Source organism: Mucilaginibacter sp. P1_D10 (assembly GCF_056406215.1).
The window spans coordinates 291,487-316,042 of the sequence record NZ_JBFUAP010000001.1; the positions used below are offsets into that span (position 1 = coordinate 291,487).

25 protein-coding genes are annotated in these 24,556 nt (G+C 47.9%); 9 read left to right on the forward strand and 16 right to left on the reverse strand.

Annotated features, from left to right (window positions below):
- Nucleotides 1–46 precede the first annotated feature (46 nt).
- Nucleotides 47–1,198: a DUF3095 domain-containing protein gene (locus AC1DYT_RS01310; RefSeq protein ID WP_477467855.1), complete on the forward strand. Its 1,152-nt coding sequence runs from the start codon at nt 47–49 to the stop codon at nt 1,196–1,198.
- Nucleotides 1,199–1,422: 224 nt separating this feature from the next.
- Here the strand turns inward: AC1DYT_RS01310 and AC1DYT_RS01315 are convergent, their stop codons facing one another.
- Entirely contained in the window at nt 1,423–2,907 is a 1,485-nt protein-coding gene (locus tag AC1DYT_RS01315) for a phytoene desaturase family protein (protein WP_477467856.1), read from the reverse strand.
- A 79-nt stretch (nt 2,908–2,986) separates the two neighbouring features.
- On the opposite strand from AC1DYT_RS01315, the gene AC1DYT_RS01320 reads away from it, so the two are divergent.
- The 4 genes from AC1DYT_RS01320 to AC1DYT_RS01335 are packed head-to-tail and all read left to right on the forward strand — an operon-like array spanning nt 2,987 to nt 5,304.
- A complete protein-coding gene (locus AC1DYT_RS01320) occupies nt 2,987–3,820 on the forward strand; it encodes a phytoene/squalene synthase family protein (RefSeq protein ID WP_477467857.1) in 834 nt (277 codons plus the stop codon).
- The gene (locus AC1DYT_RS01325) at nt 3,820–4,392 is read left to right on the forward strand and encodes a hypothetical protein (RefSeq protein WP_477467858.1); all 573 of its coding nucleotides are present in this window, start codon (nt 3,820–3,822) and stop codon (nt 4,390–4,392) included. The genes AC1DYT_RS01320 and AC1DYT_RS01325 overlap by 1 nt, the downstream gene beginning before the upstream one ends.
- A gap of 1 nt (nt 4,393) precedes the next feature.
- Nucleotides 4,394–5,071 (forward strand): lycopene cyclase domain-containing protein, encoded by a 678-nt coding sequence (locus tag AC1DYT_RS01330; RefSeq protein WP_477467859.1) that lies wholly within the window; start codon nt 4,394–4,396, stop codon nt 5,069–5,071.
- Complete coding sequence (locus AC1DYT_RS01335; protein ID WP_477467860.1) at nt 5,068–5,304, forward strand: cytochrome b5 domain-containing protein; 237 nt, start codon at nt 5,068–5,070, stop codon at nt 5,302–5,304. Before AC1DYT_RS01330 ends, AC1DYT_RS01335 begins: the two co-directional genes overlap by 4 nt.
- A gap of 193 nt (nt 5,305–5,497) precedes the next feature.
- Here AC1DYT_RS01335 and AC1DYT_RS01340 read toward each other — a convergent pair whose 3' ends face one another.
- The 5 genes from AC1DYT_RS01340 to AC1DYT_RS01360 all read right to left on the reverse strand — a co-directional run bounded on the left by AC1DYT_RS01340 (nt 5,498) and on the right by AC1DYT_RS01360 (nt 10,535).
- The gene (locus AC1DYT_RS01340; protein ID WP_133230385.1) at nt 5,498–5,683 is read right to left on the reverse strand and encodes a hypothetical protein; all 186 of its coding nucleotides are present in this window, start codon (nt 5,681–5,683) and stop codon (nt 5,498–5,500) included.
- Nucleotides 5,684–5,743: 60 nt separating this feature from the next.
- Nucleotides 5,744–6,751: an NAD-dependent epimerase/dehydratase family protein gene (locus AC1DYT_RS01345; RefSeq protein ID WP_477467861.1), complete on the reverse strand. Its 1,008-nt coding sequence runs from the start codon at nt 6,749–6,751 to the stop codon at nt 5,744–5,746.
- Nucleotides 6,752–6,842: 91 nt separating this feature from the next.
- Entirely contained in the window at nt 6,843–8,621 is a 1,779-nt protein-coding gene (locus AC1DYT_RS01350; protein ID WP_477467862.1) for a glycoside hydrolase family 9 protein, read from the reverse strand.
- 154 nt (nt 8,622–8,775) lie between these two features.
- The gene (locus AC1DYT_RS01355; RefSeq protein WP_477467863.1) at nt 8,776–9,000 is read right to left on the reverse strand and encodes a hypothetical protein; all 225 of its coding nucleotides are present in this window, start codon (nt 8,998–9,000) and stop codon (nt 8,776–8,778) included.
- A 50-nt stretch (nt 9,001–9,050) separates the two neighbouring features.
- Entirely contained in the window at nt 9,051–10,535 is a 1,485-nt protein-coding gene (locus AC1DYT_RS01360) for an alpha-amylase (RefSeq protein WP_477467864.1), read from the reverse strand.
- Between the two features lie 139 nt (nt 10,536–10,674).
- Here AC1DYT_RS01360 and AC1DYT_RS01365 point away from each other — a divergent pair, with 139 nt between their 5' ends.
- From AC1DYT_RS01365 to AC1DYT_RS01380, 4 genes are all read left to right on the forward strand, one after another.
- Nucleotides 10,675–11,019 carry an MmcQ/YjbR family DNA-binding protein gene (locus tag AC1DYT_RS01365; protein ID WP_477467865.1) on the forward strand — a complete coding sequence of 115 codons (345 nt, stop codon included), beginning with the start codon at nt 10,675–10,677 and terminating at the stop codon, nt 11,017–11,019.
- Between the two features lie 149 nt (nt 11,020–11,168).
- Entirely contained in the window at nt 11,169–11,381 is a 213-nt protein-coding gene (locus AC1DYT_RS01370; protein WP_477467866.1) for a YtxH domain-containing protein, read from the forward strand.
- 290 nt (nt 11,382–11,671) lie between these two features.
- Nucleotides 11,672–12,079, forward strand: coding sequence for a response regulator (locus AC1DYT_RS01375; protein WP_477467867.1), 408 nt, complete (start codon nt 11,672–11,674; stop codon nt 12,077–12,079).
- A 153-nt stretch (nt 12,080–12,232) separates the two neighbouring features.
- Nucleotides 12,233–12,946 carry a DUF4397 domain-containing protein gene (locus tag AC1DYT_RS01380; RefSeq protein WP_477467868.1) on the forward strand — a complete coding sequence of 238 codons (714 nt, stop codon included), beginning with the start codon at nt 12,233–12,235 and terminating at the stop codon, nt 12,944–12,946.
- A gap of 409 nt (nt 12,947–13,355) precedes the next feature.
- Here the strand turns inward: AC1DYT_RS01380 and AC1DYT_RS01385 are convergent, their stop codons facing one another.
- The 10 genes from AC1DYT_RS01385 to ilvN form a co-directional block, all read right to left on the reverse strand.
- On the reverse strand, nt 13,356–14,399 hold the full coding sequence (locus tag AC1DYT_RS01385; RefSeq protein WP_477467869.1) for an NAD(P)-dependent alcohol dehydrogenase: 1,044 nt from the start codon (nt 14,397–14,399) through the stop codon (nt 13,356–13,358).
- A 669-nt stretch (nt 14,400–15,068) separates the two neighbouring features.
- Nucleotides 15,069–16,319, reverse strand: coding sequence for a threonine ammonia-lyase IlvA (gene ilvA, locus AC1DYT_RS01390; RefSeq protein WP_477467870.1), 1,251 nt, complete (start codon nt 16,317–16,319; stop codon nt 15,069–15,071).
- A 5-nt stretch (nt 16,320–16,324) separates the two neighbouring features.
- A complete protein-coding gene (locus tag AC1DYT_RS01395; RefSeq protein ID WP_477467871.1) occupies nt 16,325–17,491 on the reverse strand; it encodes a 2-isopropylmalate synthase in 1,167 nt (388 codons plus the stop codon).
- A gap of 164 nt (nt 17,492–17,655) precedes the next feature.
- Entirely contained in the window at nt 17,656–18,411 is a 756-nt protein-coding gene (locus AC1DYT_RS01400; protein ID WP_477467872.1) for a class I SAM-dependent methyltransferase, read from the reverse strand.
- Nucleotides 18,412–18,508: 97 nt separating this feature from the next.
- Nucleotides 18,509–19,579 (reverse strand): 3-isopropylmalate dehydrogenase, encoded by a 1,071-nt coding sequence (gene leuB / locus AC1DYT_RS01405; RefSeq protein ID WP_477468093.1) that lies wholly within the window; start codon nt 19,577–19,579, stop codon nt 18,509–18,511.
- A 139-nt stretch (nt 19,580–19,718) separates the two neighbouring features.
- Nucleotides 19,719–20,513: a methyltransferase domain-containing protein gene (locus tag AC1DYT_RS01410; RefSeq protein ID WP_477467873.1), complete on the reverse strand. Its 795-nt coding sequence runs from the start codon at nt 20,511–20,513 to the stop codon at nt 19,719–19,721.
- A 65-nt stretch (nt 20,514–20,578) separates the two neighbouring features.
- Complete coding sequence (leuD, locus tag AC1DYT_RS01415) at nt 20,579–21,166, reverse strand: 3-isopropylmalate dehydratase small subunit (RefSeq protein ID WP_477467874.1); 588 nt, start codon at nt 21,164–21,166, stop codon at nt 20,579–20,581.
- Entirely contained in the window at nt 21,163–22,578 is a 1,416-nt protein-coding gene (gene leuC, locus AC1DYT_RS01420; RefSeq protein WP_477467875.1) for a 3-isopropylmalate dehydratase large subunit, read from the reverse strand. Before leuC ends, leuD begins: the two co-directional genes overlap by 4 nt.
- A gap of 75 nt (nt 22,579–22,653) precedes the next feature.
- Complete coding sequence (gene ilvC, locus AC1DYT_RS01425; protein ID WP_477467876.1) at nt 22,654–23,712, reverse strand: ketol-acid reductoisomerase; 1,059 nt, start codon at nt 23,710–23,712, stop codon at nt 22,654–22,656.
- A gap of 225 nt (nt 23,713–23,937) precedes the next feature.
- Nucleotides 23,938–24,543, reverse strand: a complete 606-nt coding sequence (gene ilvN / locus AC1DYT_RS01430; RefSeq protein ID WP_477459637.1) for an acetolactate synthase small subunit — start codon at nt 24,541–24,543, stop codon at nt 23,938–23,940.
- Nucleotides 24,544–24,556: the final 13 nt, after the last annotated feature.

Here is a 24,556-nt window from a genome sequence, read left to right on the forward strand (position 1 = left end):
CACACCACATGTGGTTTTAGCCTATACATTGATAAAGGAAATCGTTATGCCTGCAAACAACAGCCAGTTTTATACCCTGCTGCCCGTAAACCGCATGCCGCTTGGCGATTTGCTGACGAACGAGGCATTGTTTGCGGATGTGCCCGATGACTGGCACATCGTAATTACGGATATCAAAAACTCTACCCGCGCGGTGATGAGCGGCGCGCACGAAAACGTTAACCTTATCGCCACGGGCAGTATCGTATCGGTGCTTAATATTGCCTTTAGCATGCATGTTACGGTGCCTTTCTTTTTCGGCGGCGATGGTGCCACCGTTCTGGTGCCGCCCGATATTATAGATAAGGTAATGCAGGCCCTTGCCGCCTATAAGGTGAGCACGCAGCAGAATTTCGGGCTGGAATTGCGCACGGGCGCGCTACCCGTAGCCAAGATATACGCCGATGGCCGACAGCTGCATATTGCTAAATATAGCAGCTCTGATGTATTCCATATCCCCGTGGTGCTGGGCAACGGCATCAACTACGCCGAGCAGATTATTAAAGGCGATGATTACATGCTCTCGGGCGTAAAAACCGAAACTGAAGAACCCGACCTTACCGGCATGCAATGCCGCTGGGACCGCATAGCCCCGCCCGAAAATAAAGAAGAAGTAATAAGCCTGCTGGTGGTTGCACATGGCGGGCACAAGCAATCTGACGTATTTAAAGAGGTGATGGAAGCCATGGATAAGATATACGGCCCGCCGAACAAACGGCAGCCCATATCTGTAGCTAAGCTGCAGTTCAATAGTACGTTTTCTAAGTTAAGTACCGAGATGCGGGCTACCATGGGTAAAGTAAAATGGTTGCGATTACTTTGGGAGTGGGGGGTAGGCCTGTTTGGCTACATCTATTTCCATACCGATAAGGGCAAGCACTACCTGCAAAGCCTGGTAGAAATGGCCGATACGCTGGTGATTGATGGAAAGATAAACACCGTAATATCGGGTACGGCCAAACAGCGCCTGGCCTTGCAAAATGTGTTGGATAAGCTGGAGGCGGATGGTAAGCTCGTCTACGGACTGCACATCAGCCGTGCCTCGGTAATGTCGTGCTACGTGCGCGATTTAAAAGACGATCATATCCATTTTGTAGACGGTTCTGAAGGTGGCTACACCCAGGCCGCCAAAATGCTGAAGCGGAAGATTGTGGGGTAGATTTTTAGCAAAAAAGGTGTTCCGCTGGCTCTTGCTTCTATTTATATAAGTTATTAATAATAAGATAATTGTGTAGTTTATCTAACGGGTAGGGGTGTCCCAAAGTGCTCCATAAAAAAACGTAACTATTTGATAATTAGCGCGAATTAAAAAACAAGTGTTCCACATCCAAAGTGGAACACCCATCAGCAAGATGTCTTTTGTTGATTAATCCCGTTATGGGTTTACACTCGGTCTTCCATCATCCTCATCGCCTCCTTCGCCGCTATCTGCCCGGAAATTAACGCCGGCGGCACGCCCGGGCCAGGGACGGTAAGCTGCCCGGTGTATAGCATATTCTTGATATGCTTTGCCCGCATGGCCGGTTTAAAAAAGGCGGTTTGTGCTAAAGTATTGGCCAGCCCGTAAGCATTGCCTTTAAAGGAATGGTAATCGGCTTTAAAATCTTCCATGGCGTAGCTCCGTTTCAGGATGATGGCATCGCGAAGCGGTTGGCCAGTCACTTGCTCAAACCTATCCACCATGATGTTAAAATATTTCTCGCGCAAGGCATCGCTATCTTCCAGTCCCGGCGCAAGGGGCATCAGGAAGAAAAGGTTCTCGCAGCCGTCGGGCGCCGCATCAGGGTCGGTTTTAGAGGTGCAGCACACATAGAACAGCGGCTTGCTTGGCCATTGCGGGTCGCTGTAAATCTCGTTGGCATGCTGCTCAAAATCCTCATCAAAAAATAAATTATGATGCTGTATGCCGGGTATTATTCTATTCGTACCGATATAAAATAACAGGCTGGATGGCGACATGGTGCGGGTATCCCAATATTTTTCGGTGTAGTTACGGTGGGACTTGTCTAAGAGGTGCTGGTCGGCGTGCTCATAGTCGGCACCGGTTATCACAAAGTCTGCTGTAAAATCGCCCTGGGTGGTTTGGATGTTGCTTACCCGTTTATCAACAACTTCTATTTTGGTTACTGCCGTATCCAGTTTAATCTCCACACCATAGCTTTCGGCAATGCTTACCATAGCCTTTACAATCTCGTTCATGCCGCCCATGGGGTACCAGGTACCTAAGGCCAGGTCGGCATAATTCATCATGCTGTACATCGCGGGGGTATCTTTCGGCCGCGCCCCCAAAAACAGTACGGGGAACTCCAGCAGCTTAATAAGCTTCGGGTTTTTAAAATGCTTGCGCACATGGCTACTCATGCTGGTGAGCAATTGCATGCTGAAGCTCTTACGGATGAGGTTCCAGTCGATAAACTCGGTAATGGAATGCGAGGGACGAAAAACATACTCCCCCATGCCAACCTTGTATTTGTAGGCGGCCTGTTTTAAAAAGAGTTTCAGCCCTTTGCTGCTGCCGGGTTCTATGTTTTCAAACAAGGCTTCCAGTTCGCCCATATCGGCGGGCACATCCAGCACGTCATCCTTGCCATAATAAATGCGGTAGCCTGGGTCGAGGCGTTTCAATTCATAGAAATCTGTCGGATTTTTACCAAAAAGCGCGAAGAAATCTTCGAACACATCGGGCATCCAGTACCAGCTTGGGCCCATATCGAATTTAAAACCGTCCTTTTCCCAAACACGGGCGCGGCCGCCTGCCTGGCTGTTCTTCTCCAGTACCGTTACCCGGTAACCCTCCTTTGCCAGCACGCATGCCGAAGCCAATCCTGCAAAACCCGCCCCAATAACGACAATATGCTTACTTTTCATCCAAATCAAAAGTAAACAATGCATCCACCAAAAAACAATGCCGCAATGAATTTGTACTTTTGGGCAAGATACCAGGTAAATGAACTTATTCGACGAAACGTGTTTTGAATGCAGCAAGCTGATTACCGAGAAGTACAGCACCTCGTTCAGCCTCGGCATAAAGGCCTTCGAAAAGCATTTACGCTATCCGGTTTACGCTATCTACGGTTTCGTGCGCTATGCCGATGAAATAGTAGATACCTTTTACGGACACGACCAGCGCCAGCTCATCGACGATTTTCGTATCGAAACTTTCAAGGCCATCAATGCGGGCATCAGCACCAACCCGGTGCTGCAATCGTTCCAGCAGGTGGTGAATCAGTATGGCATCGAACGCGAACTGATAGATGCCTTCCTCACCTCCATGAAAATGGACCTTGATAAAACCGCGTACGACGAGGGCGGCTATAAAGTGTACATATACGGCTCGGCCGAAGTTGTTGGGCTGATGTGCCTGCGCGTGTTCTGCGCCAATGATGGCGGGCTGTACAACCTGCTCATCCCCAAGGCACGCAGCCTGGGCTCGGCTTTCCAGAAGATAAATTTCCTGAGGGATATCAAAGCCGATTACGAAGAACGGGGCCGCACCTATTTCCCCGGGGTAGATTTCGGCAACTTTACTGCGCAAGATAAAATTGACATAGAAGCCGATATCAAAAAGGATTTCGATGATGCCCTGGCCGGTATAAAACTTTTGCCCAAAGCAGCGCGCCTGGGCGTGTATGTGGCTTATGTGTATTACCTGCAATTGTTCAAGAAGATACGCAGCACGCCAGCCGGCATAATCATGCATAAGCGGGTTCGCATTTCTAATGCACGCAAGCTGAGCCTTTACCTAAAGGCCCGGCTCCACCAAAAAATGAAAGTGATATAATGCCAGCCACGCTTAAACATAACTCTACTAAATACCTGCTATCCGTAATGCTGGCTGGTATGCTGATGTCGTTCGGCCTGGGGAAAAAGGCCATAGATCCCACGCCTGACCTGCCTGCGATACGCAAACTGCTAGTAACGGCCCTCGAAAGCAAGAAAACAACCGATTCGCTATACAAAAGCCTGGGCGAAATAAAGGAGCGGTCGGCGCTCATCAATGCCTATATGGGCACTTTGGAGGCCCTTAAAGCCAAGCACGCATGGAACCCATATAGCAAATTCAAATACCTCAACGATTGCGAAAAGACCTTTAAAAGTGCAGTGACGGCCGACCCGCACAATATAGAGATACGCTTTATGCGCTTCTCTATAGAACATAACGTACCCAAGTTTTTGGGTTATACCAAAAATCTGGGTGCCGATAGGTTAGAGATGGTTAAACAGCTAGACGCAAAATACTACGCTGCGGCCGATAAAGCATTGGTGAAAACCATCATCAAGTTCATGCTCGAATCTAAACGCTGTACGGGCGACGAGCAGAAACGCCTTCACCAACATTTAGCTGCGCTATAACGTGAAATATACCTACCTCATCATCAATCTGCTCACCGTGGTATTCCCTGTGGCCCTTTCCTTCGATAAGCGGGTGGCTTTCGCCAAAAGCTGGAAGTATCTTTGGCCGGGCATGGCCATCACCGGGCTGGTGTTTTTGTTTTGGGATGTGCTGTTTACTGTTTATGGCGTGTGGAGTTTCAATGATGCCTACATCACAGGTATCAAATTTATAGGCTTACCTCTGGAGGAAATATTGTTTTTCCTGACGGTGCCCTTTGCCTGCCTGTTTATTTACGCCTGCCTCAATTATTACGTAAAATGGGCACCGCCATTTGTGCTGACGCGGATGATATCCAACCTATTGATTGGCGTATCGGTATCGCTGTTGGCTTATAATTATACCCGTTTATACACAGCCGTTACCTTTGGCTTGCTGATTGTTTTGCTGGTGGCCCTGGTGTATTTCATCAAGGCAGATTGGTTAGGCAGGTTTTACATGGCATTCGTGGTATCACTCATCCCCTTCTATATCGTAAACGGCGTATTGACTGCCTGGCCGGTGGTGCTATATAACAATGCGCAGAATATGAACCTGCGCGTGGGCACTATCCCCTTTGAGGACCATTTTTACAGCATGGCCCTGTTGCTGATGAATGTTGCCTTTTTTGAACACTTCAAATCCCGAAAAACCGCATGAGCGAATTGCCTGTTTATACCAAATCTCAACTTGCTTTGCGCAACGGGCAGGATAAGCCCCAGATATGGGTGGCATTAAAAGGTATTATTTACGATGTTACCGAGAGTCGCCTTTGGCGCAATGGCAAACATTATGAGCACTGGGCCGGGCAAGATTTAACAGAAGAACTGGCCGATGCCCCGCATACTGAGACGGTGTTTGAGAAGTTTAAGGTAGTAGGGAGATTGGGGTAAGCCTCCACACACAACCATCACGTCATTGCGAGCGAAGCGCGGCAATCACTGGCAGGAAGAGCCGCCTTGAAAATCCGCCTTGCTTACCGAGGATTGCCACGTCGCGCACCCGCGCAATCTCTCACGCCGCTTCTCGTAACAACAAAAAAGCACCGCCAAACAGGCAGTGCTTCCATATATCCTTATTAAAAACTTAGTCTAATATTTTGAAAACAGCGCGTAACGCGATGATAGAACCGAACAACAGGATGATGTTAGATACTAACGTAGCGTGCGGGAAATCGGCGAAGCGTAAAAAGCAACCTAATAAACCTACGGCAATGGTAAGAATTAAAAATTTGTAGTGGCTCTCGTTGTTGGCATTTTCCATTGATTGCATAGCGCTGTTGTTTTTATTTGGCACAAAAATATAAATGTTTACCGAAAAACCGATAACCTTTTAGGCTTTTACTGCTTTTTTGTTCCAGCCCTGCGGCAGGTTTTCTTCAATCTCTATATTCTCGAACTCAGCACTTGCACGGGAGCCTACTACCTTGGCCCATGCCGCCATTTTGCTGATACCCTCTTTTAAGCTCACATTGGCGCTCTTGCCGAAAACGCCGGCTGCTTTAGAGTGGTCGCTGTGCGCGTGCATCACTTCTTTACGGGCCTCCAGGTGGGTTACCTTGGGTTCTACGCCAAGTTCATCTGCCACTACCTGCACCAATTCGTTCACGGTGTAAGGCTTATCGGCCCCTACGTTGAATACCTCGTTGTAGGCAGCCGGAACATTGGGGCTGTTGGCAATATGCGGCGCAACATCGTCGATATAACTGAAGGCGCGGGTTTGCTCGCCATCGCCAAAAATGGTCATCGGCTTTTCCTGCATAATCTGGTTCATGAAAATGCCGATTACGTTGCGATACTTATCGCCGATGTTCTGGTTTTCGCCATATACGTTATGCGGACGGAAGATAATATAGTTTAAGCCGAACATGTGGTGGGCGGCTTTCAGATCCATCTCCACCGCGTATTTTGCAACGCCATAAGGGTCTTCGGGCTGTGGCACCAGGGCTTCGCGCATAGGCAGCTGGCCTGCGCCATACACCGCTATGGATGAGGTAAACACAAAGCATTTCACCTTATATAATATCGAAAGGTTGATAAGGTTTACCGAACCGATGAGATTGTTATTGTAATTGAACCGGCGGATAAAGTGCGAAAGTCCTTCTGCGGCGTATGCAGCCAGATGGTAAACGTAATCGAACCTGTGCTCTTCGAAAAGTTTCTCCAGTAATTCATAATCATTTATCGAACCAACTATAAATTCAACACCTGCGGGTACGTGGTCTTCAAAACCGCCGCTCAAATCGTCGAGTACGATTACTTTATGCCCCAGGTTAAGACAATGTTTCGCTACATGCGAGCCTATAAAGCCGGCACCGCCGGTTACTAATGATGTTATCATATTATAATAGTTTTAGGTTCCAGTTAAAAGAGGGGCTTTTACCGTTGTTTTTTTTCAAATATCTAAAAAAAATATTCAATCGTTACAATTATTACTTGTTTATGCCCTCTGATTGTGCCATTGCTGCAACAGCCTGCAAAAACCAGGCCGCATGCGGTATCCATTGTTCAGTCCAGCGCCATTCATTGCCCCCGGCCTGTTGTTTAAAGTCAATGCCGGATCCATCGGGACTGCCATCGTGCCCGGTAATACCGTTAGAGATACCCCCACGCTCGCTTCCGTGGCCATAATTGGAGGCCATATACGGCACATTGGCTTTTCCGTAACCATAAATAAAACACATGCCATACGGGTTGCAGCCCATTATCCACGATAATTGACGTTCCGCAAAATCTGCAAGCGTTGATTTTATTCCCCAATTTCCTTCTGCCGGGTAGGCTAACCTGCCGCCCACAATTGCCGCCGTAGCCAGCGAGCCCAGGCGTGCATTCTCGCCCTGCCACCACCAGCCGGTTTCGTTTTCGTGGGGGATAAAAAAGCCATCCTTCACCTTGCCTTTATACAAAAAGCTCTGCCGGGCATACCCAAAAGGATTACTTATTTTGTTGGTTACCGACAGGTTATAATCAAGTGCCTGTTTGATGGTTTTGAGGGCCGGGGCGCGGTAGGCCTCTTCTTTTTCCTTATCCAGGTAACGCGACAGGGCAACCACGGGGAGGCCCGCATCAGATGCATGGAAGTAGGGCCGGTTGGCATCGTTGGAGATGAAGTAGCCGTCGATGGTCATGCGGTTATTCAGGTTGGCCGCGCGCTTGCGGGCTTCGTCGCGGTATTGGTCCTCATCCGTAGCCATCCATAATTCGGTGGCGGCCATGAGGGCGCAATAGTCGTCGATGATGTTCTCCTTGCCATCGTCGTCGTATTTGGTGTTGTTTACCAGCAGGTGGGCAAAGGCGCGTTTGGCACCGTCGAGATATTGCCCCGAAGTAAAATCCCCGTTCTTTTTCCATTGCGATATGCGGGCGAGCGCGGCTATAGCCATGCCGCCGCCTTCGCGGAAAGCGCATTGGTATTGGTTGGTGGTAACGCTGTTGGCCAGCAGCCCCACCACGCGGCGCGCGTTAGGGTCCTTATTAAAATAGCTGAACACAATCATGTAAAAGTACCCCTCTTTGCTCAGCGCCCGCATCATGTAATCGGCACCGTAAAGTGCCTCATTATCAAGTGAATCTTTTAGCTTCCATTTTTTGAGGAGGTTGGGTATGGCCTCTGCGGCGCTTGCCATACTCCAGGTAACCAGCGGCGTTTGCTGTGGCGAAAAGAAATTGGCATACGCCAGGTGCGAGAAATATTTGCTTACGTCGCCGGAGGCGTCGCACCAGCCGCCGCGCATATCAACCTTTTGGTTGCTGCCGAAGAGTTGCATTTTGGCATCGGCTGCCAGTTCGCCGGGCGTAGTTGCCCGCTGCTTGTTATAGTAGTGGATGATGGACGATAATGTTCTGCGGGCCAAGGCGTTCTCACCTATTTCGAAGGGGTAAGATGTATATATAAGTCCCTCATATTTAATGCGTAACCTGTATTTGCCAGTCGTTTTGAATGCCGAGAAATCTGCTTGAAAAAAGAGCTTGCCGGGTGCCCAGTCGGTGATGGTTTCAGGGTCGCTAAGCATGCCCGTGTAGGCCACCCTGCCGGTAGCGATGTTCACCAGATTAAAACTGAAAGCCTTGGTGAGCTTACTATCAAACTGCACCACGCCCACTTTGGGGCCATTGCTATCGAAGGCAACCTGGTTCACAAAAATTGCCGGCGCTGCGAAAATCCGCGAGAAAAATGCCAGGAAAAATAAGCTTAGGTAGAGTTTCTTCATATCGTTAATTTTGTCCGTTCGGTGCAAAAGGTGTCAATTTCGTCAAAAAAACTTGCGAAAATCTCCGTGTTTTTATCACAATAGACGATTTTTAGGTCGGTTTTTATGCTTTTTTAGTTTCTTTTCTCCCACTTAAAAATGCGCCGTTATGCAATCAATTTCCTGCTGCCAAAAACATAGACTGGATACCCGATTTTTGATAGGACAACCAAGCCGATAGAAGCATCGTTTCCCCCGCCGGCATTTCGGTAACGCCATAGATGCCTGCCATTTTTGCCCGGAACAATAGATCTAAATTTGATGTGTTTAGCTGCGCGGTGCAGCTGTTGCCGGGAAATGATGATGCGGCAAAGATGTTTGGCAGAGGTATCTGTTTCATGATAAGGCAAGCCCGGGTGAGATAACCAGACTTGCCCCTAAAAATAGCAATTATTTCTTAACCGCCCATACCGAAACCGAGCCGGCCCGGACGAAAAACTCCCCCCAGCCGTCTTCGCCTACGGTAACTTTGGCGTCGTGCTTGTTCAGGTAATCTACAAATACTTTCCCGGCGTGGGCCTGGCCCATTTCCATGCGTTTACCGGCTTCATCGCCATTGGAGATCAGTACCGCGCAGCCCGAGTTTTCGTGCTCGCCATCGCCTTCGCGCGTCCAGCCGATGCAGTTAGGGTTATCGAAGTACTCGCGCTGGGCACCATAAGCGATATGCTTGCGCGCCCTTAAAAGTGGCTCCATTTCGGCAAGGGCCGGTAATTCCACATCATGGTCTTGATCGTCCTCACCCTTGTCGGAGTATTTTGTGCCATACAAATCGGCGTAAAAAACACAGGGGTAGCCATGTTCGCGCAGTAAAATAAGCGCGTAGGCCAGGGGCTTAAACCATTGTTCAACCGGCAAAGCCAGCGATTGCAGAGGCTGGGTATCGTGGTTCTCTACCAGCGTAACTGCCCGCGAGGGGTTTACCGCCACCAGCGTATTTTCGAATATCTTGCTCAGGTCGTAATCCTTGCCGCCAGCCGAGGCATCGTGCAGGTTCTGGTGTAATGGCGCATCAAAAAGCGACATCCGCCCCTCCGTAGCGGTAATATACTCTTGCAGCAGGCCAACTTCGTAGCTCCAGTATTCGCCCACGGTGAATAGTTCGCGGCCAGTTTCGGCGCGTAAGGTATCCAGCCAATCGTTGTAAAACTCGTAAGATATATGCTTAAGGGCATCTAATCGCATGCCATCGAATTGCAGGGTATCATGAAGCCACTTGCCCCAGCGCTTCAACTCATCGCGCACGGCGGGGTTACGGGTGTCTATATCATCCAGCATCAAAAAATCGAAGTTGCCGTTCTCATCGCCCACCACGTCCTCCCAGGCATCGCCATACTGGTTCTGTATGCTGAAGATGGCTGACTCGTTATTCCCGGCATCATAATCTATCCCGCTGAAGCATTGCCAATCCCAAACGAATTGCGAATGCTGGCCATGCCTGCCGGGGAAGGTGAATTTGGTAAAGGCTTCAATCTCGTAAGGCTCGCTGGTAAACTCGTTTCGGTTATTGGGGTTTACCTTGCGCACGGTAACCTTTTCCTTTTCGTCGGCCCCGCCCATGTGGTTCAGTACTACATCTACATACACCTGCAGCCCTTTGCTTCTGGCGGTTTGCACGGCCTCTATCAATTGTTGTTTGGTGCCGTATTTGGTGCGCACAGTGCCTTTTTGGTCGAATTCGCCCAGGTCGTAAATATCATAAACGTCATAACCTACCGAGTATCCGCCAGCCTCGCCTTTATAAGCCGGAGGCAGCCATACAGCATCTATGCCGATGTTTTTTAATCTTTCCGCATCGTTTTTAAGGTGTTCATATAAGCCACCATCGCCTGGGTAGTACCATTCGAAAAACTGCAGCATCGTAAAATTTTCCATAGGGGGCCTGTTTTATGCTTTAACAGCCTACACAACTTTAAATTGGTAATTAGGTTTTAACAGTGCCGGTAAAATGACCAAAAAAACAATAGACGTCCGTAGTTTTTAAGGCACGGTTATTATAATTAACTTGCATGGTATGGATACTGGTGTATTTATTTACCTGCAATTTTTGCGCAATGTTCTATTGCCTTTACCCGGCGTTACCGAAAAAATGTGTTTTGACACGCCCGCATTTTATGTGAATAAAAAGATATTTGCCCGCATACGCGAGGACGGCGAAACCCTGGTACTGCACACCATGGAACGTGATAAATGGATGGTGGCCAACCTGGAGGTTTACTTTATAACCGAACATTACTACAACTACGATTATATGCTGGTGTGCATGCCCAAAGCCGCCCCGGAGGAGCTGGAGGGCCTTCTGATACAGGCCTGGAAAGACCGCGCGCCAAAGAAACTGATAACCCGATTGAGCGATTAAACACTATTGTACAAGATTTAACACGATTTAAGGATTAAAGGATTGTACAGGATTAAAGACCGTGGATTAATAATCCATCAATCCTTTAATCGTGTTGGCACTATCCTTGTACCATCTGGTATATACATTTACCTTTAAAATATCAAAACATGGGCTTATTAAAATTTATAGCGGTTGGCGCAGCCATTGGTTATGGCATTAATTACCTGACAAAGAAAGATGCCAGCGGGCGTTCTGTGCTTGATGATATTACCGATGAGGCATCTGTTTGGGCAGAAAAGGCCAAACGTTTTGCCGAAGAGAAAACGGAACAAGTGATAACCGCAGCGCAACCCAACGGCGGCTATACCGAACCGCAGTAAACGCATCAAACGCTTTTAAAAGAAAACTCCGGCCCTTGTTGCCGGAGTTTTTTTGTTGATACTTTCGCCGAACGCACCAAACCTATAAAATTCATCGTGAATTGCGTATCAATTAATTTGCTTGCACCTATACTTTAAAACACTTAAAACCGTAATTAAATTACAACCACACTGCTTTGGACAGCATTTTATATAGCTATATTTATCGCAGGCACATATGGCAATAATAGCAGATAGATGCTTTTTTTAGAAAACCGTACCACCGCCGGCCTCGTATTTTCAATAACTAAATGGATAGTAAGGTAAAGATAGCTTGTATAATTGATGACGATGAAATATACACCTTCACCGTTAAGCGGATCATCGCACGTGCAGAAATTGCAGAGCAAAGTATTTTTTTCGATAACGGCGCTTCGGCCCTTGATTTTTTTAGGGCTAACGCCCAAAAAGGCGAGATACTGCCCGAGCTTATTCTTCTGGATATTAATATGCCCCAACTGAACGGGTGGCAGTTTTTGGAGGAATACGTAAAGCTGGTGCCCAACCTGGCCAAAAAGACTAGCATTTTCATCGTAAGCTCTTCCATTGACGCCGACGATTACGCCCGGGCAAAAAAATACAAGGAAGTAAGCGGCTTTATTGCAAAGCCCATCACGGTAGAAAACCTGAAGAGTATTCTTGCCAAGTTACCCAATTAAGCCGGGCGCATTTTTTTTCGATTGATAAATTGTTGATGATCAGCCAGTAATTATAAACTGCAAGGGTCTGCTTCAAAAAATATCTAAGTATTAGTAGCGTTTTTTATAGTAGCCGCGTAATGGGGTTATTACACTTTACTAAATAATGATATAATGAAAAACGTTCAACACAATTCAAGGAGGTGGGCAGGCATAGTTGGGACAATGTGTTTGCTGGCCGTAACGCTCAGTTCGTGCTTAAAAAACAGTAATACTGTTACGCCTGATACGGCAGCGCTAACGGTTATCAACGCTTCGCCGGATGCGCCCGCGCTGGATTTTTATCTGGATGCAAATAAAGGAAACGCCTATGCATTTGGTTACGGCAGTGGTATAGATTATATTGCGGCCTACGCCGGGCACCGCACCGCTACTTTTACCGTCGGCGGCACCCAAACCAGCTATAAATCTGATACCCTTACCCTGGGTAAAAACAAATACTACTCGTTGTTTTTAACCAACACTGTTGGCCACGAGCAGTTGTTGCTGCTTAGCGATACCATTGCCCGGCCCGATGGCTCTAAAGCTGGCATAAGGTTCATAAACCTTAGCCCCGATGCACCGGCTGCAGATCTTGCCATAAAAAGCGGCGATGTATTGGTTGCCAACAAGAGCTTTAAAGGCTACAGCAAATTTTTACCCATAAACGGTACCGCCAAATACACTTTCGAAATACGCCAAACAGGTACCGCCACCGTTTTGGCCACTATAGAAAACGTAACCCTCAACAGCAATGCGCTATACACCATCTCGTTGCAGGGGCTTGTATCGGCAACGGATGTTAAAAAGTTGGTTGGCCGGGTGCAAACCAATGCGCAATTTTATTAATAGTATTCATTACCGCATAAAAAAAATCGCCCCGGGCTTGCAAGCTTCGGGGCGATTTTTGTTATAATGGGGATTTAAATTCGATTGCAGCAACCACGCTACCTCCGGATGGAAGATTTGAACACGTCGTTGATGTCGCGGTTATTAAAATGGTCGTAGATGTGATATATGTCCGCTTTTTTCATAATCATTGTTTTATAGATATGTAGGTTTGGGACGGAATATCACCAAAATACAACAGCCACCAGTTTTGCTGATGACTGTTGTTAATTTTACGCCGTCGCATTTCCACATCGTCATTGCTGAAGCGCGGCAACCACCGGTAAGCAGAGCCGCTTTGCATATCTGCTCTGCCTGTCGGGGATTGCTTCGTTCCTCGCAATGACGTGGTGGTGAGTTTCTTAAGTTACTACAGCGTCGCCATATCTATTACGAACCTATAACGCACATCGCCTTTTTCCATACGCTCAAAAGCGGTGTGGATATCTTTGATATCGATGAGTTCGATGTCTGATACGATGTTGTTCTCGGCGCAATAGTCCAGCATTTCCTGGGTTTCTTTAATGCCACCAATGCCCGATCCGGCCAGGCTTTTACGGCCGCCCAACAGGCTGAACGCGGCAACCGAAGCCGGTTCGTTGGGCACGCCAACGCATATCATGGTGCCGTTGGTGCGCAATAGCGACAGGTACATATTAAAATCGTGCGGTGCAGATACGGTATCCAGTATAAAATCAAAAGTGCCCATGGCCGCTTTTATCTGTTCGGGGTCTTTAGTTACTACGAAATGGTGCGCGCCCAGTCTTTTGGCATCTTCTTCTTTATTGGCCGAAGTACTCAGTACGGTAACCTCGGCACCAAAGGCGACGCCGAATTTAACGCCCATGTGGCCCAGGCCGCCAAGGCCCAATACGGCCAGTTTGTGGCCCTTGCCAACCCCCCAATGTTTTAGGGGCGAATAAGTGGTAATACCTGCGCAAAGCAATGGCGCAACGGCCGCCAGGTCAACCCCTTCTTTCAGCTGCAGTACGAATTCCTCGCGCACTACTATGGTGTTTGAGTAGCCTCCATAGGTTGGCATCGAGCCATCGCGTTCCATGCTGTTGTAGGTTTGGGTGCTGCCTTCCAGGCAATACTGCTCCAGATCTTGTTTGCAGTTTTCGCACACCTGGCAGCTATCAACCATACAGCCGGTTGCAGCCAGGTCGCCTACTTTGAAGTTTTTTACGTGGTCGCCCACTTTAACTACGCGGCCTACTATCTCGTGGCCGGGTACCATTGGGAATATGCCGGGGAACCAATCGTTTGTTATCTGGTGCAGGTCCGAGTGGCAAACGCCACAAAAAAGGATGTCGAACTGCACATCGTGCGGGCCAACGTCGCGTCGCTCGAAGGTCCAGGGGGCCAAAGGCGTTTTCTCGTCCTGGGCCGCATAAGCTTTAGTTTCAATCATGGTAAATAAATGTTTTGAGTGGTAATTGGCGGTAAGCCATAACAAATATACAAGCTGTGGCATTGCTGCAAAGCGCTAAGCATAAATTTACTTTGAAATTGCGTTAGGTGCTTGCCTGCACCTTTTCCTTACTATTTATAGCCACCTAACGGGCCTGATTTTTTCTGGAAGGGTCTTGTCCGTGTTTTGGTTTACAGTGAAATACTTTTTCAGCCCAAAGTGAAACGCTTCGTTTGCCCACGCGCTCCTCCGAATAAGCGGGGGCGAGGGAAATCATCAGGCAAAAAAAAGACGCGAAGTATCGCGTCTCTACAATAAAGCCTGTAAGTTCTTAAATATTAATAGGTAAATAAGAAATGTATTTTCGTGGCACTCTGTTTAGTTCATTACTGCCGATGCGACTTTTAATCACAAAAAAGATAATTGCAAGTGCCACACATATAACAAAAGCCAACACTAAAATCCTTTTTGTTTTAGGCGAGCCCGCTTTCACTATAACCAATAAGCTGACAATCAGCAAAAGCAGCAAGATAAAGCCGAACACTACAGCTAAAAATGGGCTGAGCCCTGTGAGGAGGGCGTGCAGAAAAACATATAATATGCAGGCAAACACAATACTTAGTGATAAAGAGAACCTAATGATTGTTTTTGTCGCCATAAAGCCAACTCTTACACCAGATACTCAAATAGCGTAGCATCCTTGTTGATTTCTATCACCTCGAAACGGTGCTCTTCCATACGAGCCAGCAGCGCCGGGTAGTCCTCGGCGTTCTTAAGTTCTATGCCTACCAGTGCGGGGCCGTTTTCTTTAGATGTTTTTTTGATGAACTCGAAACGGGTGATGTCATCGCCGGGGCCGAGTACGTTGGTTACGAAAAGCTTCAATGCTCCGGGCCTTTGTGGGAAACGCACGATGAAGTAATGTTTCAAACCTTCGTACAGCAGAGATTTTTCTTTGATCTCCTGCATGCGCTCGATGTCGTTATTGCCTCCGCTAATTACGCATACTACATTCTTGCCTTTTATCTGGTCTTTAACGGCATCCAGCGCGGTTACGGATAATGCGCCTGCCGGCTCCACTACGATGGCATCTTCGTTGTATAGTTTCAGTATGGTGGTGCAAACCTTCCCCTCCGGCACGGTAAGCATGTCGTCCAGTACATCCCTGCAAAGCAAGAAGGTTTTTTCGCCAACGCGTTTTACAGCTGCGCCATCTACAAAGCGGTCGATGGTTTTTAGGGTAACAGGTTCGCCTTTTTCAATAGCCGTCCACATGGATGGGGCACCTTCCGGCTCAACACCTATCAGTAATATGTCGGGGTTCTGTTCACGCAGATAGGTACCTGCGCCAGCTGCTAAACCGCCGCCACCAACGGGCATAATTACAGCTTCCACTTCGGGCAGGTCCTCAAATATTTCTACGCCAACGGTTCCCTGGCCTTCAATAATTTGTTCATTATCGAAAGGAGGGATGAACGTCATGCCGTGGGCCTCGGTATAAATCAAAGCTTCGCGCAGGCAATCGTCGAATGTATCGCCTACTAAAATCAGCTCCACGTTGCCATTGCCGAACATTTCTGTTTGCTTAACTTTTTGCTTCGGGGTAATCTCGGGCATAAAAATTACGCCTTTGGTGCCCAGCTTTTTGCATGAAAAAGCTACGCCCTGCGCATGATTGCCCGCACTGGCGCAAACCACGCCGCGGCTCAGTTGCTCGGTATTCAACCTGCTGATCATGTTGTACGCGCCCCTTAGTTTATAAGAGCGTACTATCTGCAGGTCTTCCCGTTTTAAATATATCTCGCATTCGTATTTTTCGGAGAGGCGCTCGTTATGCTCCAGGGGGGTGTGCCTTACAACGCCTTTTAACCGTTCGTATGCCGCTTCAAAATCCAAATGATTTTCCGTTTCTGTGTCCATTTCTCTTAGTTCTTTACCAGCTTATAAGCCATCAGTTGTTGCAGGTCATCATCGTTGATGTCCAGCTTGGCATCGGCAAGCGTTAAAAAGCGTTTATATGCGTCGTAAAGCTCGTCTTTATCCAGCTTATGGCCAAGCCTTTCCAGGTGGAATTTAAGGGCGTGGCGGCCACTGCGTGCAGTCAGTACGATAGTTGCGCTCGGGAAGCCAACATCTTCGGGGCGGATAATTTCATAGTTTTCGCGCATCTTCAGGAAGCCGTCCTGGTGTATGCCCGAGCTGTGTGCGAATGCATTTGCACCAACGATGGCTTTATTCGGCTGCACCGGCATGCGCATCTGCGTGCGGATCATCTGGCTCAGTTCGAAGAATTTTTTCGAGTCGATGTTGGTATGCAAGCCAAGTACAGCATGCGTTTTCAATATCATCACCACTTCCTCTATGGCCGTATTTCCCGCGCGTTCGCCAATACCGTTGATAGTGCCTTCAATTTGGCGGGCACCGTTCTGCAACCCGGCAATGGAGTTGGCGGTTGCCAGGCCAAGGTCGTTATGGCAGTGTACGGATATGATTGCGTTATCGATATTCTTTACGTTTTCCTTCAGGAATTTGATCTTGGCGCCGTACTGATCCGGCAGGCAATAGCCATTGGTATCGGGGATGTTCACCACCGTTGCACCGGCCGCAATCACAGCCTCAACCATTTGGGCCAGGTAAACCACATCGGCGCGGCCGGCATCCTCGGCGTAGAATTCGATATCCTCAACCGACTTCTTGGCGTATTTAACGGCTTCAACAGCGCGTTCTAAAATCTCTTCGCGGGTGCTGTTGAATTTATGCTTGATGTGCATATCCGACGAGCCGATACCGGTATGGATACGCGGGTGTTTAGCATATTTAAGCGATTCTACAGCTACATCTATATCCATTTTGTTGGCGCGGGTAAGTGCGCAAACGGTAGGCTCTTTTACAGCTTTAGAAATTTCTACAACGCTCATAAAGTCGCCCGGACTGGATACGGGGAAACCAGCTTCGATAATATCCACGCCCAGTGCTTCCAGTTCGCGGGCTATCTCGATCTTTTCGGGGGTTGTCAGCTGGCAGCCCGGTACCTGCTCGCCATCGCGAAGCGTGGTATCAAAAACATAAACGCGGTTGGGATCGTGTAACATAGTTCTCTTAGATTTGAGATTTGAGATATGAGATTTGAGACCTTTTGGGGTGGCTATCTGATATCTAAAATCGGGTTATTCATTTTTATTATTTAAAACGGGGGCTTGAGCTAAATCTCATATCTCAAACCTGCCTGCCGACAAGCAGGTCTCACGTCTCATACCTATTCTTTAACGGCGATAAATCTTAATCTTTTATAATCGGCATACCACTGTCCGTTTTCGTTATAAACGGGCTCCAGCAGCGCGGTAATTTCTTTTAATAGTTCCTGTTTTTCGCTTTGCGGGATGCCTAGCAAATAGAGCGGGGCAAACATGGTAATCCATTTGGCCACACCTTCGTCGCCATCCTGCAAGGGCGTTTTTCGGTCGAAATGTGATGCGAAAGCCACGCGGAAACCCGCAGCTTCCAATCTGCTTGTATAATCGCCAAGCGATGGGAAGTACCATACTTCGGTTTCGGCCTGACGGTTGTAGCCATGCTTGCGCAAAACCTGGCGGGTTGCCGCTATCAGTTGCTGTACATTACCCTTGCCGCCCATTTCGGCTACAAAACGGCCGCCCGGTTTAAGGGCATCGTAAACACATTTAATGGCCGCATCGGCGTTTTTTATCCAGTGCAGGGTTGCATTAGAGAACACCGCATCAAATTTTTCATCGAAATGAAAATCGGTACCATCTTTCACAAAAAACTCAACTTCCGGGTAGGTAGCCTTTGCTTTGGCTATCATATCCGGCGAAGCATCTATGCCCGTTACCTTCGCGCCTTTTTGCTGTATCTGGCTGGTTAAATAGCCGGTACCGCAGCCCAGATCAAGGATACGCTCATCAGGTTGAATGCCCAATAATTCCAACACATTCTCTCCGTATTGAAATACGAAGGCGTGTTTATCGTCGTATAATTCAGCGTTCCATTTCATTGCTTTTATTTTTTTGATTTCACCGATTAGGATGATTTCACCGATTTTTTCGTCTTGCTTTTCAAAAGCTCCCCCTTCAGGGGGCTGGGGGGCTCACTTATAAGTATTCCAACACCTTTTCGCCCATTGCTTTAGTGCCTAATATTTTTGCTTTATCGGTGTTGGCATCGGCGATGTCGCCGGTGCGGTAACCTTGTTTCAATGTTTTGTCTATGGCATCCGTTATCGCTTTTGCTTCATCCTTCAGGCCGAAGCTGATTTCCAGCATCAAGGCTACCGATAGGATAGAGGCCAGCGGGTTTGCTTTGTCCTGCCCGGCAATGTCATGTGCCGAACCGTGGATAGGTTCGAAAAAGCCGGTGCCATCACCAATAGAAGCCGATGCCAGCATCCCCATTGAACCTGCAATTTGCGAGGCCTCGTCGGTTAGGATATCGCCGAAAAGGTTGGCGGTTAATACTACATCAAACTTTTTAGGGTTTTTTACCAGTTGCATGGCGGCGTTATCAATAAACATGTGTTCGGTTTCCACCTCGGGGTATTGTTTGGCAATGTCCTGCACCACTTCGCGCCACAGGCGGGATGATTCCAGCACGTTTGCCTTATCTACCGAGCATAGTTTTTTACCGCGCACCATAGCTGCTTCGTAAGCTTTTATGGCGATACGCTCCACTTCATAACGACTGTAGATCATCAGGTCGGATGCGGTATTGCGGTCTTCGCTGCGTTTCTTTTCGCCGAAGTAAACGTCGCCAGTCAGCTCGCGGAAGAACAGGATATCTGTTCCTTTTAATATTTCCGGTTTCAGGCTCGATGCATCCAGCAGCTCATCAAAAAGCATGATAGGACGCAGGTTGGCGTACAGGCCCAGTTCCTTACGGATCTTTAATAAACCCTGCTCCGGGCGCACTTTTGCGGATGGGTCGTTATCGTATTTGATGTGGCCGATGGCACCAAACAGAATAGCATCGCTTGCTTTTGCTTTCTCCAGGGTTTCATCAGGCAGCGGATTGCCTGTAGCCTCGATACCTGCGTGGCCCATCAGGGCCTCGTCGAAAGTAAACTCGTGACCGAAATTGGCTGCAATTTTCTCTAAAACAGCTTTTCCCCAGGTGGTAACCTCGGGGCCGATGCCATCACCGGGTATTACTAATATGTGTTTTTGGATTCCCATATCTATTTTCTATCCGTCATTTATCTCTACCCGTCATTGCGAGGAACGAAGCAATCCTCGGCAGGCAGGTCGGCCTTGCTTAGGGCTCTACTTGCCGAGGGTTGCCGCGCTTCGCTCGCAATGACGTGGTGTTTTATTTATTTACTCCGCGTACTTCTTTTAGCTTCATCACCATCAGTTCCGCGTCGGTTTCTATCCAGTTATTGTATTCTTCTATGGCTTGCAGGCGGTCTTCATTGCTGATGTAACCTTCATCTACCATCTGCGTCATCTGCGCTACCGACGACCAGATGCCTACCTTATGCGCAAAATTGGCATCGCCTTTTTTGTATGATTCGTTTGCCTCCAGCACTTCTATATCGCTTAAACCTGCTTCGGCAAAATACTCCGGCAGGTCCTCAGCAATGTGGTTGTTCATCCCGGCATCGCCGCGCCACCTTAAAAAAGTAGCATAGAACTTGCGCATGCTTGCGGGTGGCTCGGGCTGCCATTCCAATGCCTCGTGGTTATAATCCAAAATGGATAATATCCCACCCGGCTTCAGCATCGATTTTAACTTTACAACCGCTTCCTGCGGGGTGCTTAACCATTGCAGGGTTCGTGCCGATGTTACCAGGTCGAAGTTCTCCGCCGGTTCGTAATCAAACAAGTTGGTATGGATCAGCTCCAGGTTATCGATAGCTGCATAGGTTTCCTTGCCGCTTTCAATAAAATAGGGCGTGTTATCTATACCCGTTACATGGCCCGTTGAACCAACTGCCAACGCAATGCCTTTAGAGATAGCGCCTGTACCGCAGCCTACATCCAGCACTTTCCAGCCCGGTTGCAGCAGGGGAGGCAGGGTAGCATAGTCAACCTCTAAACTACGCTCATCGAATAGTTTGGCGGTGCCTTTGCCTTCGCGTTTTATCTCCTTCTGTTGGTTCATTAGTTCACGGGTTCAATAGTTCATTACTGGATGCTGGCTACCTTTAGCCTTTGACCTTTTCCCTTTTACCTTCCCTCAAATTCCGCTATTAGTTCTTTTTTACTGAGGATGTAGTCGATATCATCGTAACCGTTGGTCATGCAGGCTTTTTTGTAAGGGTTTACCTCAAAGCTTTCCTGCTCGCCGGTGGCTACAATTTTAATGAACTGGTCTACCAGGTCAATTTCTATCACCGCATGTGGATCGGCAAAAACGGAAGAAAATATTTTCGCCAGAAAATCGTCGCTTACTTGCACCGGCAGCAGGCCATTATTTAGGGCATTGCCTTTAAATATATCGGCAAAAAAGCTGCTTACTACGGCATCAAAACCGTAATCGGCAATGGCCCATGCGGCGTGCTCGCGGCTGCTTCCGCAACCAAAGTTTTTACCTGCCACTAATATTTTACCACTGTAGATAGGTTCATTCAGCACGAAATCAACCTTAGGGTTGCCTTCGTTATCGTAACGCCAATCGCGGAACAGGTTATTACCAAAGCCCTCGCGGGTTGTGGCTTTTAAAAACCTTGCAGGTATGATCTGGTCCGTATCGATGTTCTCGATAGGCAGCGGCACTACGCTGGTTTGTATATGTTTGAATATTTTGGTACTCATACTAATTCCTCCTCTTTTAAGAATGAACGGATATCCGTCACCACCCCCGTTATTGCACTCGCTGCCGCTGTTAAGGGGCTTGCTAAAAAGGTGCGGGAGTTTGGCCCCTGCCTGCCTTCGAAGTTACGGTTGGAGGTGGATACGCAGTATTTGCCTGCGGGGATCTTATCCTCGTTCATGCCCAGGCAGGCGCTGCAGCCCGGTTCGCGCAGCGGGAAACCTGCTGCATCAAATATTTTGTCCAATCCTTCGCGGATGGCTTGTTCCTGTACTTGTTTACTGCCGGGCACTACCCATACGGTAACGTTATCGGCTTTGTGTTTGCCTTTTACAAATTCGGCCACCTGGCGCAGGTCTTCAATGCGCGAGTTAGTGCAGCTGCCGATAAATACATAATCGATAGGTTTGCCCAGCAATTGCTCATCATCGTGCAGCCCCATGTAATCGAGGGCTTTTTTGTACGAACCCTGTTCTTTCTGCTCAAAGGAGGCAGTTTCGGGTACGTGCTGTGTAACGCCTATGCCCATCCCCGGGTTGGTTCCGTAGGTGATCATCGGCTCAATATCTTCGGCTTTAAAGCTTAATACACTGTCGAAATCTGCATCTTCATCAGAATACAAAGTTTGCCAGTAAGCTACTGCCTCGTCCCACGCTTCGCCTTTTGGGGCAAATTCGCGGCCTTTTACATAATTAATAGTAGTTTCGTCGGGCGCGATCAAACCGCAACGGGCACCCATTTCGATGCTCATGTTACAGATGGTCATGCGGCCTTCCATGCTTAAACTGCGGATGGTATCACCGGCATATTCTACCGCGTAACCGGTACCGCCCGCTGCCGAAATTTGTGCGATGATGTACAGGATAATATCCTTAGCGCCAACACCGTTTTGCAGCTTGCCGTTCACTTCAATCTTCATCCTTTTTGGGCGAGATTGCAGCAAACACTGGGTAGCCATTACCTGCTCTACCTGCGAGGTGCCTATACCGAAAGCAATGGCACCAAATGCGCCGTGCGTAGAGGTGTGGCTGTCGCCACAAACGTAGGTACCACCGGGACGGGTGATGCCCAGCTCGGGCCCTATAACGTGTACGATACCCTGGAAAGGATGCCCTAAACCGTAAAGCTCGATGCCGAACTCTGCACAGTTTTTGGTGAGCATGTCAACCTGGTAGCGGGAAAGTTCTTCTTTAATGGGGAGGTGCTGGTCCCATGTGGGGACGTTGTGATCGGCCGTGGCAACGGTTTGTTTTGGCCTGAAAACCGGTAAGCCTCTCGTGCGCAAACCATCAAATGCCTGCGGACTGGTTACCTCGTGTATGAAATGTGTATCGATGTATAAAATATCCGGGAAACCCTCGTTGCTACTGACGACGTGCGCATCCCAAATTTTGTCGAATAATGTCTGTCCCATATTTTTAAGTATTAAGTGGCAGTAGCAGTTGCAGTGGTGTTAACTGCCACTGCAACTGCTACTGCCACTGGAGTATTATGCTTCTACAGCCTGGTTCTCAGGACGTAAGCTGCGTACAGTTTTGCCGGCCTGCCATAATTCGCTTTCGCGTAATTCTGCTAATTCAGCATCAAGTTTTTCGCGGTAATCTTCTTTGCTGTTGCTATCGATTGATTTTTGCGATTCAACGCCTGTTGCAACACTTTTGTAAAGGTCTTCGAACACCGGTTTAGTAGCATCACGGAATTTCTTCCACCAATCCAACGCACCGCGTTGTGCAGTGGTTGAGCAGTTGGCGTACATCCAGTCCATACCGTTTTCAGCAACCAATGGCATTAACGATTGGGTTAACTCTTCAACAGTTTCGTTGAAAGACTCCGAAGGTGAGTGGCCGTTAGCACGCAATACTTCGTACTGTGCTGCAAAGATACCCTGGATACAACCCATCAGCGTACCACGCTCGCCGGTAAGATCACTGAACACTTCTTTACGGAAGTCGGTTTCGAACAGGTAACCGCTGCCTACAGCAATACCTAAAGCGATAACACGCTCAAAAGCTCTGCCTGTAGCATCCTGGAAAATAGCGTAGCTTGAGTTTAAGCCACGGCCCTGCAGGAACATGCGGCGTAATGATGTGCCCGAACCTTTTGGAGCAACCAAAAATACATCCACATCAGCAGGAGGGATGATGCCGGTTTGCTCGTTAAAAGTAATACCGAAACCATGAGAAAAGTATAACGCTTTGCCCGGAGTTAAGTGTTTTTTAACGGTTGGCCATAAAGCTATCTGTGCGGCATCGCTTAATAAATAGCAAATAACGGTTCCTCTTTCAAGGGCTTCTTCAATTTCAAAAAGGGTTTCGCCGGGTACAAAACCGTCAGCGATAGCTTTATCCCATGTTTTTGAATTTTTACGCTGGCCAACAATTACGTTGATACCGTTGTCTTTTTGATTGAGCGCCTGGCCCGGACCTTGAACACCGTAGCCAATTACTGCTACAACTTCGTCTTTTAATACGTCCTGAGCTTTTGATAAAGGGAACTCCTCGCGGGTTACTACATTTTCTTCACTACCGCCGAAATTTAGTTTTGCCATTGTTTTGATTTTTGATTTTTTGTGATTTCACCGATTTAGATGATTTCACCGATTGTATTGTATTTTGATTTATGACTGATTTCTATTATTTGTGATTTCACCGATTTAGATGATTTCACCGATTCTTTTGTCTGAACTCGAATTTGTCGAATTTTAAGAATTTATTGAATTGCTTAGCATTCTGTCTATTCGGCAAATGCGTTTAATTCGAGTTCAGACGGCTTACTACATCGTAAACACTTTCTGCCCCTTATTCAAATATTCGTTCTCTACTACGTCTTCTCCTGGTTCAAGCCTTTCAAATTCGCGGAGCTTGCTGTTGAAGCCGTCGCTTTTTTTGATGATGGCAACACGGGCGCTACGTACAAATTCTATCAACCCATATGGCTGAAGGATTTTGATCAGGTTATCGGTTTCCTCGCGGTGGCCGGTTGTTTCGAACACGGTATAATCCTTACGGATAACTACCGCACGGGCGCCGTTCTCGCGCAATAAACGCTCTACGCTAACCTTTTCGGCAATAACGTCGGTGCTCATTTTGTACAGCGCCATTTCCTGCCAAACCACATCCTCATTGGTATGGTAGTACACCTTTAGCACCTCTACCTGTTTCTCAATCTGACGGGTAAGCTTGCGCACTACATCCTCAGATTCGGTAATTACGATGTTGAAACGGTGGATGCTCTCTATCTCTGATGGCGAGGTGTTTAAGCTATCGATGTTTATTTTTCGGCGGGTAAATATAATAGCAATACGGTTAAGTAACCCTATCTGATTTTCGGTATATACCGTTATATTGAATTCCTGCTTTTCGTTTTCTGCAATTTCCATGTCGCTTTGTTTA